Origin of the sequence: Pseudoalteromonas sp. SWYJZ98, assembly GCF_015864495.1 — a bacterium.
Lineage (GTDB): Bacteria > Pseudomonadota > Gammaproteobacteria > Enterobacterales > Alteromonadaceae > Pseudoalteromonas > Pseudoalteromonas distincta.
This window is the reverse complement of the sequence record NZ_JADYXA010000002.1, coordinates 144,589-157,883: the sequence shown is the minus strand read 5'-3', so window position 1 is coordinate 157,883 and position 13,295 is coordinate 144,589. Positions and strand designations below refer to the sequence as shown.

The window sequence follows — 13,295 nt, the reverse complement described above, 5'->3', positions numbered from 1 at the left end:
GTCATTCCTTAAAACTTAATGTTCACGTACCAATTCACATTCGCATAATAGGCTTTATCTAAATCTAGGCTATCAGTTTGTAAATTAAGACCAAAATATTCGTTTTCTATACCAACTAAAAATGCTTCGCTTTTTGTTTCGTAGCCTGCTTGTACTCGCCAATGATCCCAAAAGTGAATACGGCCTTTTAATTGGCTAAACGTGTCTTTGTCGTAACGTTTTAAAGTTAACTGAGTTGAAAACCGATCATTTATTCTGTAATCGGCAAATGCTTGTAGTCGCATTTCCATTTCGAAATCATGAGATACCGTATTTCCAAATGCAGATGTTTTTAATGAAACTGTTGGCTGAGTAATAATATCGCCGTTATCATCTTCGCTAAATGGAATTTCAGTAGTTTGCCCCTTTACAGAGCCGCTGTCTTCGTACTCTGTTTTATACAGCAAATCTTTTACGCTAAAACCAACTTTAAGTTCGTCATTTACTTGCCAATCGGCAAAAATATCTAGGCTATAGCCTAGCCCTTCAGGCTTTTGTGAAGGTGTAAATTCTTTAAATAAAATGTCTTTAGAAAAGTTGTAATCGACAGTCACAGCACCTTCAACTTCATCACTAAAAATCTCACCATTTACAGTGGCATCTTGATAGTGTGAGCTGGCAAAAACAGAAAGTTTAGGTGTTATTGTTAATGCATTTTTATCTAAAAATTTAAAATCATAAGATACAAATACACCATTAGACGTTGCTTGTTTAGCATCGAGGTAATAAGTATAAAATCTATCTTCAAACTCTAAGTCATTCTTTTCGGTATGAGTGTATTTAGCTGTATCAGGATCAAAGTTAAGAACATAGTCATAACGACTTTGTAAACCCACTTTAAAATTACCGTAGCCAACACCCACTTCAAAAATATTATAGGTAAATGCACTGTCACCCGATTTTAATGGTGCATCAAAATCATCTACAAAGGCCTGTACTGGTTGTGCTTCAGTATAAATTTCTGCGTCAAAATGAGTAAATATTTGAAATTGGTTATCTGCGGAAGCAAGAGGAGAAATAAAAGCTGTTGAAAATCCTAACAAGAGAATTTTTTTTTTCATAATTTAATCGCTTTCTATAAAAAAAGGGAAAAGCGCTGCTTTCCCCTTTTATAGTTTAAATATTACTTAGATGAATCAATTAAATCAACATCAGTGTAAGGCACTACATCACCATCGATGTAAGTGATAGATACACCGTTAGTAACTTTAGTAGCTGAACCGAATGACATCATTTCGCCATTGTACATAGCTTTAACATCACCAGTGTAACCTGTAGATTCCATACCCGTTAGAGATAATGTGTAACCCATTGCTGCGTCACCTTTAACCATAACTTCTAATGTACTTTCATCTTCATCACCACTACCGTCAACCATACCCATTACTTTAAAGTCTAAGTCGCCAGACATACCTTCAAGTGTAATGCTTGAAGAATCTGATTCTTCAGTTGCAGTAATGTTTAGCATACCAGTGAAACCAGAATCACCGTCCATAATTTCAACGTGGTTCCAAGCTTCAGTGTTAACGATTTCAGCGTCATCAACTGTGTCAGCATCTACTTCACCATCAAATGTGAATATTAAACATGAATCAATTTGCGTAGGATCAATAATCGTACCGTCAGCAAACAGTTCACACTCTTCTAGAGCTGCAGTACGACTTTCACCCGTAACAAGTGACACAGTTGCGTCATTTTCACCCATTAATGTAGCGCCCCAAGCAACAACTAATTGCTCGCCTTGGTAAGAAGCTGAAGCACTGATCATTTCACCGGTAGTTTCGTTCTCTAATTCTAAAACTAGTGCATCTAAGTCATAGTTATATGACCAATCAGGTTGACGAGTAGAAGTACCTTCACCTGAGTTGCCCATTTCAGCCAATTCATCAATTACGTCAGCAAGAACATCTGCTGCATCGATAACCGCTTGACCGCCAGTGTTAGTAAGCACAGTCATAGTCGATAATGACTCTGATGTAGCTTTAACAGAGGTTAGTACCTCAAGTTTAGCAACCGCCGCTTCAGCAACAAGTTGTAGGTTATAAGCTGTTACAAATTGCTCGCTAGCTAGTTCACCTTGAGCTTCAGCAGCTGTTTGCATAGCTGTAAGCGCATCAATCATTGCTTGTGCGCCTTCGCCTTCAAGGTCTAGGTAAGCATTAGCAGCAACTAGTGCTTGCTCAATAGCAATTTCAAGTGCATCAACAGCAGCAGCAAAATCAGACGCAGCAGTAACAGCAGTCATAGCAAGCTCAAGAGCTTCAGTTGCGTTTTCGGCTGTATCTACCATTGCACCTTCTGCGTTAGCAAGTGCGCTTGTAGAAGCTGCTTCAGCTGTGTCTGCTGCTGATTTTTTCTCATCAGCAACGTCTGCAGTATCTTCAGCAACTAGTTTTGCTGCAGCAAAAGCAATATCAAACGTTTTAATCGCTTCTTCTGCTTCCGCTACTAGTGCAGCTAATGCAGCGTCGTATGCAACTGTGTCAGTTACAGCAACACCTGCATCTGTTTGTAAAGACGTTGCAGAATCAAGAATCTGTTGGTAATCAGAGCTTTGAGTAACTAACGCTTTTGCAGCAGTTACGTAACCTTGTGATTTAACAAAAATAGAATCCGCTTTAACTGTTAAATCAGCTGTAGCAGCTTCATTTTTCAGTAATGTTACAGCACTTACAAATGCAGCTGCGTTATCAGCTGTAAGAGCGTCGCCACCCATTGCTTGAACATCAGCAAGTGAACTTTGAGCTGTTTCAATATCCATTTCTAATGCAGTAAGTGCAGTCTGTGAAGCTGTAACTTCTACTGTTAAAGCAGCTGCTAGAGCTGTATAAAAATCATCTCCAACTGTACACTCTGCACCAGTACAACCAATTACTTCTAGTGCTTTTTTAACTTTTACTGCAGCGGCTGCAAGGCCGGCATCAGTTGCTGCACCATTTTTAACAGCTTTGTCTTTAGCTGCTTTTGCTTTTTTAGCAATACCTACTGAATTAGCGGCAAACGCATCAATTTGTGCTTGTGTTGCATTAGGGTTGTTAATAGAGAATGCCGCTTTTAAAGCGTTTTCAATTGCAGTTTCATCACCCGTTGCTACAGCAACAAAAATGTTTGCAGTATTTGTAATTGCTGTTTGTAACATTGTAGCTATTGCAGCAATGCCAGCGTCAGTATTACCTTTAAACTGGCCTGATTTAATACCCGCTTTAATGCTGCTCATTACATCACCAATTGAAGGTAAACCTTGAATTGAAGATGAAAGCTGTGCAATTGCTAAAATACCGTCAGTAAGTTCTTCTTCGCCATCAACATTACTTAAATCTACAGCGCCGCCGTTAGATAAATCGCCAATAATAGCAGAAAGTAAAAGTGCTGCGTCTTGACCCATCACTTGTACAACAGTGTTTAAGCTAGCTGTAGCAATAGCGTCTTCATCTACACTTGAACCTGAGTCAAGAAGAAGACCCGCCACTAACGATGTTAAAAAAGTAACATTAGCTTTATAAGAACCTAAAACATTAGCGTCGCCAGCTGCACCGCTCGCTCCAGATGTATCTGCTTCAACAGCTGGAATAAACTTAACAACTGAAAGCTCTAGGTCAGTTTTGTACCATTCGCCAAACTCAATATCAGTATCGCCATCATTTTCGTCGTCAACTTCTGGCGCTTCGTCGTAAGTGCCACAACCTACGTAAGCATCACAACGTAAAAAGCTATCATCGCCTTCTTCAGACGTTTTAACAGTAATGTAAACAGGTCCAGTAAAATCATCATCTAAGTAGATGCTGTAACGACCGTTTTCATCAGTTAGCACTTCAGGGTTAGCGGCAATTTTACTTGCTTCTACCGCTGCATCTGCAGCATCTTGTGATAGTGCTTCTTCAGAAAAAGACTCAGCCTCTGCTGAAGCAGCTGAGCGAAATGCAACAGGAACGCTTTGACCAGATGCATCTAAAGTCATTACAGTTACTACTGCACTTTTCATTGAACCTTTAACTGCTTTACCTGTTACTTCAATGTTAAATTGTGCATCGCCCGTTGCAGTGAAAGATTCTACAGGTGTAACAGGAATATTTCTGTCGTTATCAGAACCACATGCTGTTAAGCCTAATGTAAGTGCAACTGAAGCTGCAATAGGTGTAAATTTGATCGTACGCTTTACCATTTATTTCTCCTTGATAGCCTGGAATGAGTATCAGAAATTAGTTTAGTTGATAGTGATTTATTTAAGCTTTTATGTTTAAAAAGCATCAAAAAGTACACAATCATAACTTTTGTTACTAGAACATTAAAAATACCATTAAGCTATATAGTTATGCTACATATTTATACGTTTTATAGAAGTATTTATCTTTATTCTATGAGCTACTTCTTTATCAGCATCTCTATTATTCAATAACCTATAGACACTCATAAAGAACCAGCACATATTGATACAATATATTCATTTTATTAAATGAATATTACATATAATCTAGTTTGTTAATTATATTCTTCAAGTAAATGCGGTGGATGAGAGCTAAAAAAGACGATAATTCTAAAAATTAATGAAAAAGGATTATTTCTAACGAGTGTGAGTAGGTTTTATTTTAGCTAAGCAAACGTTTATAAAATTTGTTTGCTTAACTAAAATAAATGTTTAGTTGCGCTTAACTTCACCAGTGATTAGTAAGGTACTCTTACAACCCCTTCCATTAATACACGTGCACTTCGGCTCATACTTGCTTTGGTAACTAGCCAGTTGCCAGCATTATTTTTAGCCTCAGCACCTACTTTTAGCGTGCCCGACGGGTGACCAAAGTTAACTTCACTCAATGCTCCGCCACCAGCGGCTATATTAACAAGTGTGCCCTCAATAGCCGCAGCCGTACCAATAGCTACAGCGGCTGTGCCCATCATGGCATGATGTAGTTTACCCATCGACATTGCGCGTACTAATAAGTTGATATTGGCAGCCTTAATAACTTTACCGCTAGACGCTTTGTAATCTAAAGGCGCTGCAACAAACGCAACCTTTGGCGTATGTTGGCGAACTTGCGCTTCATTAATATCAGTGATTAAGCCCATTTTAACGGCGCCATAAGCGCGAATGGTTTCAAGCTTTGCAAGTGTAGCAACATCATTATTTATATCGTCTTGCAGCTCTGTGCCGGTATAACCAATATCAGTGGCGTTAATAAATACAGTAGGAATACCTGCATTTATCATGGTTGCTTTTAGAGTACCAACACCTGGTACTTCTAAGTCATCAACTACGTTACCTGTTGGAAATAACGCGCCATCGCCATCAGCGGGGTCCATAAATTCAAGTTTTACTTCAGCTGCAGCAAAAGTAACACCATCGAGTTCAAAGTCACCGGTTTCTTGCACTTCGCCATTGGTCATAGGGACATGCACTAATATGCTTTTTTTAATATTAGCCTGCCACACACGCACAATAGCAACACCGTTATTAGGTACTCTGCTTTTATCGACCAAACCATTACTAATAGCAAAAGCCCCCACTGCTGACGTTAAGTTGCCGCAGTTACCGCTCCAATCCACAAAAGGTCTATCTATCGCCACTTGACCAAACAAGTAATCAACATCGTGGTCGGCTTGCTCACTTTTACTTAGGATTACGGTTTTACTGGTGCTTGATGTAGCGCCGCCCATGCCATCCGTTTGTTTGGCATACGGATCGGGGCTGCCAATAACACGCAGTAATAAATTATCGCGCGCCTCGCCTGCTACTTGAGCAGGCTTTGGTAAATCAGTTAAATTAAAAAACACACCTTTACTGGTGCCGCCACGCATATAGGTTGCAGGCACTTTAATTTGCGGTTTAAACATAATGTTTGCCCTTATGCAGATTGCGTTGCTTCTAAAAAGTCTTGAGCAAAGCGTTGTAACACACCACCAGCCGCGTAAATAGAAAGCTCTTCTTGGGTATCTATACGGCACTTCATAGGCACAGTAAGCACTTCACCGTTTTTACGGGTAATGCTTAAATTAACTGTGGCGCCTGGTTTTAAATCGCCCGTTACATCGTACATTTCACTGCCATCCAGCTTTAGGGTTTTACGCGTTGTGCCTGCTATAAACTCAAGCGGTAAAACCCCCATACCAATTAAGTTAGTACGGTGAATACGCTCAAAACCTTCAGCTGCTATTACTTCAACGCCTGCAAGTCTTACGCCTTTTGCGGCCCAATCGCGCGACGAACCTTGCCCGTAATCGGCACCGGCTACAATAATAAGCGGTTGTTTACGCTCCATGTAGGCTTCGATTGCTTCCCACATACGAGTATTAGTACCTTGTGGCTCTAAGCGTGCGTAGGAGCCTTGCTTAACTTCGCCGTTTTCATCAAGTACCATTTCATTAAGTAGTTTAGGGTTTGCAAATGTTGCACGCTGCGCTGTTAAATGATCGCCCCGGTGCGTTGCGTACGAGTTGTAGTCTTCCTCTGGGACGTTCATTTTGGTCAGGTATTCACCAGCAGCACTACTTGCCATAATTGCGTTTGATGGCGATAAATGATCGGTTGTAATGTTATCGCCAAGAACTGCAAGCGCACGCATACCGGTCATTGTGCGCTCACCCGCAAGTGCACCTTCCCAATAAGGAGGACGACGAATGTAGGTGCTTTCTGGGCGCCAGTCGTAAAGTGGATCGTTATCTTCACCGTAATCTACGGTTAAATTAAACATCGGCTCGTATACTTTTCTAAACTGCTCTGGCTTAACGCTTTGCTTAATTACTGCATCAATCTCTTCGTCTGACGGCCATAAATCTTTAAGCGTAATATCGTTGCCTTGTTGATCTTGCCCTAGTATCCCTTTTTCAATATCAAAGTGAATAGTACCTGCAATAGCGTACGCAACAACTAAAGGAGGTGACGCTAAAAATGCTTGTTTAGCATAAGGATGAATACGCCCATCAAAGTTACGATTACCCGAAAGCACCGCGGTAGTGTATAAATCGCGATCGATCACTTCTTTTTGAATCACAGGGTCAAGCGCCCCGCTCATACCGTTACACGTTGTACACGCAAAACCAACAATACCAAAGCCAAGTTGCTCAAGCTCTGTTAGTAGGTTTGCATCTTCAAGGTATGATTGCACTGCTTTTGAGCCCGGTGCTAATGAGGTTTTAACCCAAGGTTTGCGCATTAAACCCTTAGCATTTGCGTTACGGGCAAGGAGTGCTGCAGCAATTACATTGCGTGGATTACTAGTATTAGTACAACTAGTAATAGCGGCAATAATACATGCGCCGTCTGGCATTAAGCCTTCTTCATTTTCAACAACGCCCGAAATACCTTCTTTAGCTAAATCGCTTGTCGATACACGGCGGTGCGGATTAGATGGACCGGCAATATTGCGCCCCACGCTTGATAAATCAAACTTAAGTACACGTTCGTATTTTGCGGTTTTTAAGCTATCGCTCCAAAGGCCTGCTGTTTTTGCGTAGTTTTCAACAAGGGCAATTTGTTCTTCTTCACGCCCTGTTAAACGCAAATAATCTATTGTTTTATCGTCGATATAAAACATGGCTGCAGTTGCGCCAAATTCAGGTGTCATGTTTGAAATGGTTGCTCTGTCGCCAAGTGTAAGCGCGTCTGCACCTTCACCGTAAAACTCTAAATAAGTAGATACAACACGTTGCTCACGTAAAAATTCAGTAATGGCTAGTACAATATCGGTTGCGGTAATACCGGGTTGGCGCTTACCTGTTAGCTCCACGCCTACAATATCAGGTAGGCGAATATAAGAAGCACGACCAAGCATCACGCTTTCAGCTTCAAGCCCACCTACGCCCACAGCAATAACGCCCAGCGCATCAACATGTGGCGTGTGGCTGTCGGTACCAACTAAGGTATCGGGAAATGCAATGCCATCTCGGTTTTGAATAACCGGCGACATTTTTTCAAGGTTAATTTGATGCATAATGCCGTTACCCGGTGGAATAACGTCAATATTTTTAAACGCAGTTTTAGTCCAGTTTATAAAATGAAAACGGTCATCATTGCGTCTGTCTTCAATGGCGCGGTTTTTTTCAAATGCGTTAGGATCAAAACCGGCATGCTCTACCGCCAGTGAATGATCCACTATTAACTGCGTAGGTACTACCGGATTCACTTTTGCGGGGTCGCCGCCTTTGGCTGCAATTGCATCACGCAAACCTGCTAAATCAACAAGCGCTGTTTGCCCTAAAATATCGTGGCACACTACGCGCGCCGGATACCACGGAAAATCCAAGTCTTGCTTTCGCTCAATTAGCTGATTAAGTGCATCGGTTAACATAGCAGGGTCGCATCGGCGTACTAGGTTTTCGGCAAATACACGCGATGTATAAGGTAGTGTGGCGTATGCACCTGGCTTAATTGCATCTACGGCTTCTTGCGTATCGTAATAGTCGACATTTGAGCCCGGTAAAGGTTTACGGTATTGGGTGTTATTAATTATGGTCATGGTAAGGGTTCGCTAATTTGGTGACGGTGTTTGCTCACAGCTAGCGTGTTTAATAAAAAGTTTGAGAAAAACTACTCGCTAATAGCTATGTGCAATAAAAAAGTGAGCACATGCGTGCTCACCCATTTTTTTAACGTGACTCTATTGGTGTGTAACTGCGTGCGTCAGGCCCTGTGTAATCGGCACTTGGGCGAATAATACGGTTGTTAGCGCGCTGCTCTTTTACATGTGCTGTCCAGCCCGTAACACGGCTCATTACAAATATTGGCGTAAATAACTTAGTCGGAATATCCATAAAGTGATAAGCAGACGCATGGAAAAAATCGGCATTACAAAACAGTTTTTTCTCGCGCCACATAATTTCTTCACAACGAACAGAAACAGGGTAAAGCACGGTATCGCCCACCTCTGCCGCTAGTTTTTCAGACCACTTTTTAATAATTACATTACGCGGATCAGACTCGCGATAAATAGCATGACCAAAACCCATTATTTTGTCTTTACGTTCAAGCATGCCCATAATTTCTTTCTCAGCATGTTCAGCGCTTGTAAAACCTTGAATCATATCCATTGCCGCTTCGTTAGCACCACCATGTAATGGACCACGCAGTGTACCAATCGCACCAGTTACGCAAGAATGAATATCAGAAAGCGTTGATGCACACACACGCCCTGTAAAAGTAGAGGCGTTAAACTCGTGCTCTGCGTACAAAATTAGTGATACATTCATTACCTGTGCAAACAATTCACTAGGTGCTTTGTCATGTAACAGTGTTAAAAAATGTGCGCCAACTGAGTCGTCATCAGTTTGTGTTTCAATGCGTACGCCGTCGTGTGTAAAGCGGTACCAGTAACAAATAATACTTGGGAACACAGCAACCATACGGTCGATTGCATCATTAGCTTGGCTAAAATCAAGCTCCATTTCAAGGTTACCCAACATTGAGCAGCCCGTGCGCATTACATCCATTGGGTGCGCGTCTTTAGGAATATTTTCAAGCACAGTTTTAAGCGCATCAGGTAAGCCGCGTAAACTTTTTAGTTTTGCTTTATATTCTGCCAATTCGCTTGTGGTTGGTAACTCACCACGTGAAAGTAAAAAAGACACTTCTTCAAACTGCGCTTTTTCGGCAAGTTCGCTAATATCGTAACCACAATACGTTAAGCCAGAACCACTTTGTCCGACAGTACACAATGCTGTTTGACCAGCCACTTGTCCGCGTAAACCCGCGCCGCCTAATGCTTTATCTACCATGATCTTCTCCTATCTTAAATTTGTGTGTGATTTTAATAATTATTATTTGTCAGATTTTGATGAAAAAAGGGTGTCGAGTGTGTTCTCGTACGTGTGGTAATCTAAAAAGTCGTAAAGTTCAGAGCGCGTTTGCATATTTTCAATTTGGCTTTGTTGCGAGCCTTCATTTAAAATTGCTGAATACACGTTTAGCGCTGCTTTGTTCATGGCTCTAAATGCACTGAGTGGGTAAAGCACCATTTCAACACCTACATCGCTTAACTGCTCTTTTGTGTAAATTGGTGTTTGGCCAAACTCAGTAATGTTTGCCAAAATTGGAACGTTAATCGCTTTTGCAAATGCTTGGTAATCAGCAAGGTCGTGCACGGCTTCTGCAAAAATAGCGTCAGCACCGGCTTCAACACAGGCAGCTGCACGGTCTATCGCGGCATTTAAACCTTCTTTTTGAAATGCATCGGTACGCGCCATAATGTAAAAATCGCTGTCGGTTTTTGCATCAACCGCCGCTTTAATGCGGTCAACCATTTCACCTTGGCTTACAATTTCTTTATTTGGGCGATGCCCGCAGCGCTTTTGCGCTACTTGGTCTTCTATATGAAAACCCGCCGCACCCGCTTTAGTCATTTCTTTTACTGTGCGTGCAATGTTAAACGCCCCACCCCAACCGGTATCAGCATCAACAAGTAGTGGTAAATCGCTAGCACCGGTAATACGGCGAATATCTTCAAGCACGTTATCAAGGCTTGTCATACCCAAATCAGGCATACCAAACGATGCGTTTGCAACACCGGCACCTGAAAGATAAATAGCTTGGTGGCCCATTTTTTCAGCCATCATCGCTGTGTAGGCGTTAATAGTACCGACCACTTGTAACGGGCGGTTATTGGCAATAGCGTGTTTAAATTTTAATCCTGCTGACATTACTTTCTCCTCACTTTGAACGGTTGCTACGTGGAGTAACTTATAGTTTTAATCTGTAATTGTGACTGTTTAACTGCTCTGCTTAACTTTTAGCCGTTAATAAATCAAATTTGGTTTGAATATTTGCTTGCGATGCACTGATATGGCGCTTCATGAGCATTTCGGCCAGCTCGCCATCGTGGTTTTCAATGGCGTTAATAATCGCTAAATGCTCATCAAATGCTTTTGATACACGCGGCCCCACCATGCCCATTTGTACACGGTACATGCGTATTAATTGATAGAGCTCATTACACAGTAAATGAATTAAATGCGCGTTTTTACTGCCTTGAATAATACGGTAATGAAAATCTAAATCGCCGGCTTCTTGATAGTAAGACTCGCCCTCTTTAACACGTTGTGTTTGTAGGTGCTGATTAAGTAATTGCTTTAAGCCTTTTATCTCTTCGGGTTCCATATTGTCGGCAGCCAGCCTACATGCCAAGCCTTCAAGTGAGCTGCGAACTTGATAAACTTCAATCAAACGCTCAGCAGTAAGGGCAACTACTCGGCAACCTACGTTAGCTTTACGCTCAACAAGGTAGCAACTTTCTAGGCGATTTAACGCCTCTCTAAGCGTTGCACGGCTTACACCATAACGTTTGGCAAGCTCAGGCTCTGATATTTTACTGCCTTGAACTATACTGCCTTCAACAATCTCACGGCGCATATCTACAAATACTTGATCTGATGCGGTAGTTATAGGCGCTTCGTTTAAAAATGTGTGTGTCATAAGTTATTTTTTAGATTGTCGACAATTAATGTGGTTACTATGGGCTTATTAAAAAATCATGTCAACCCTTAAACACATCACAATGGCTAAAAAACACGCCTATTGTCGACACTATTAACCTAAAGTCGCATAAAAATGGTTTTAAAATAGACTAAAACAGTGAAGTGTCGACAGCGTAATAAATCAGATGTTACGCTTTTTAGCGCTGAAAACACCTCGCATAAATGCTATTATCGCGCTTTATTTTTATAGTATGAGCTAACGCGTGAACGCCAACACTTTTATTCCTGAGCACTTTATTGATGACGTAAAAACCTATTTACCAGCGCATCTAAACTTAGATGACTTTTTAAATGCGTGTCGCAGGCCACTCAGAAAATCTATCCGCGTTAATACATTAAAAATTAGCATTGAAGAATTTGTAAAACGTGCCAATGAAAAAAATTGGCTGCTAACCCCCATCCCTTGGTGCAGTGAAGGCTTTTGGTTAGAGCGCCCAAGCGATGAAGAGCAAAACCTAGCCCTTGGTAATACCGACTTACATCTAAGTGGTGCTATGTACGTGCAAGAGGCAAGTTCAATGCTGCCGCCTATCGCATTAAAGCAAAGTATTAAACTCGCTGACTCTCAAAATAATTTCGTGCTTGATATGGCATCAGCACCGGGCTCTAAAACATCGCAACTTGCAGCACTTATGGATAACCAAGGCGTGCTTGTTGCAAATGAGCTTTCGTCATCTCGCTTAAAGGTACTTAGCGCAACGCTCAAACGTATGGGGGTTGGCAACTGTGCGCTCTCGCATTTTGATGGTATTATTTTTGGCAACTATATGTTTGAATGCTTTGACAGCATATTGCTAGACGCGCCCTGCTCTGGCGAAGGCACGGTACGTAAAGACGCCGACGCACTAAAAAATTGGTCCATAGAATCAAACATACAAATAGCCCAAGTGCAAAAAGACTTAATTAAAAGCGCGTTTTACGCATTAAAGCCAGGTGGCACATTAGTATATTCAACCTGCACACTTACTCCACTCGAAAACCAGCAAGTGTGCGATTATTTGCTCAGTGAATTTGGCGACTATATAGAGCCTGAGTCACTAAGTGATTTATTTGAAGGTGCAAGCAAAGCCACCACAAGTGAAGGCTATTTGCATGTTTGGCCGCAAACATTCGATAGCGAAGGCTTTTTTATCGCTAAATTTAAAAAACACGCAAGTTGCGATAACCCAAATCAAACTGTTAAAAAAGGCGCGTTTCCGTTTAACGAGTTTGATAAAAAGCAAAGTGCCGCGTTTATGCAGTCGCTTAAAAAGCACTTTGGGTTAACTAACCTGCCTGGCAGCTTAATGCAACGCGACAAAGAACTGTGGTTATTTCCTGAGGGGTTTGAAGCCGTGCAAAATAAAATTAAGTACGCACGTTTGGGTATTCAAATTGGCATTATTCATAAAAATGGCGTACGGCTAACCCATGAGTTTGCAACGGTATTTGGCAATGAGTGTAAAACTAATATATTTGCTTTAAATAACGAGCAAGCAAATGATTATTTTCAAGGTAAAGATATACGCTTAACTGAAGTAACTCAAACAATAGGTGAAGTAGTATTAACACTGTGTGGCTGCCCTATTGGGCTGGGGAAATGGCAAAAAAATAAGATTAAAAATTCTCTACCACGTGATTTAGTACAAAATACACAGTTAATAAGCTGGAGCTAAACTAAAGTATAAAACATGCATAATTAATCTAATCCTTTATTGCCAAATGTAACTAAGTGGCAAAATTAGTTATGCTTTTTTAGGTGGTTTTACTACACTTTTAAATACTTTCTTCTTCTCCCTAAAGAACCAAGAAAGTGT

At 41.2% G+C, this 13,295-nt stretch carries 8 protein-coding genes; 1 reads left to right on the top strand and 7 read right to left on the bottom strand.

Going from position 1 to position 13,295, the window contains the following annotated elements:
- Positions 1-8: 8 nt before the first annotated feature.
- The 7 genes from I6F10_RS02375 to I6F10_RS02345 all read right to left on the bottom strand — a co-directional run bounded on the left by I6F10_RS02375 (position 9) and on the right by I6F10_RS02345 (position 11,437).
- Entirely contained in the window at positions 9-1,100 is a 1,092-nt protein-coding gene (locus I6F10_RS02375) for a hypothetical protein (RefSeq protein WP_165742904.1), read from the bottom strand.
- 62 nt (positions 1,101-1,162) lie between these two features.
- The gene (locus I6F10_RS02370) at positions 1,163-4,201 is read right to left on the bottom strand and encodes a hypothetical protein (protein WP_165742903.1); all 3,039 of its coding nucleotides are present in this window, start codon (positions 4,199-4,201) and stop codon (positions 1,163-1,165) included.
- Positions 4,202-4,701: 500 nt separating this feature from the next.
- On the bottom strand, positions 4,702-5,868 hold the full coding sequence (gene prpF, locus I6F10_RS02365; protein ID WP_197098368.1) for a 2-methylaconitate cis-trans isomerase PrpF: 1,167 nt from the start codon (positions 5,866-5,868) through the stop codon (positions 4,702-4,704).
- Between the two features lie 11 nt (positions 5,869-5,879).
- Entirely contained in the window at positions 5,880-8,489 is a 2,610-nt protein-coding gene (acnD, locus tag I6F10_RS02360; protein ID WP_197098367.1) for a Fe/S-dependent 2-methylisocitrate dehydratase AcnD, read from the bottom strand.
- A gap of 130 nt (positions 8,490-8,619) precedes the next feature.
- Positions 8,620-9,744 (bottom strand): bifunctional 2-methylcitrate synthase/citrate synthase, encoded by a 1,125-nt coding sequence (gene prpC / locus I6F10_RS02355; protein WP_197098366.1) that lies wholly within the window; start codon positions 9,742-9,744, stop codon positions 8,620-8,622.
- A 42-nt stretch (positions 9,745-9,786) separates the two neighbouring features.
- Positions 9,787-10,665, bottom strand: coding sequence for a methylisocitrate lyase (gene prpB / locus I6F10_RS02350; protein WP_002962361.1), 879 nt, complete (start codon positions 10,663-10,665; stop codon positions 9,787-9,789).
- A gap of 82 nt (positions 10,666-10,747) precedes the next feature.
- Positions 10,748-11,437 (bottom strand): GntR family transcriptional regulator, encoded by a 690-nt coding sequence (locus tag I6F10_RS02345; protein ID WP_197098365.1) that lies wholly within the window; start codon positions 11,435-11,437, stop codon positions 10,748-10,750.
- Between the two features lie 265 nt (positions 11,438-11,702).
- Between I6F10_RS02345 and rsmF the strand changes: the two genes are divergently transcribed.
- On the top strand, positions 11,703-13,154 hold the full coding sequence (rsmF, locus tag I6F10_RS02340) for a 16S rRNA (cytosine(1407)-C(5))-methyltransferase RsmF (protein ID WP_197098364.1): 1,452 nt from the start codon (positions 11,703-11,705) through the stop codon (positions 13,152-13,154).
- The last annotated feature ends 141 nt before the right edge of the window (positions 13,155-13,295 follow it).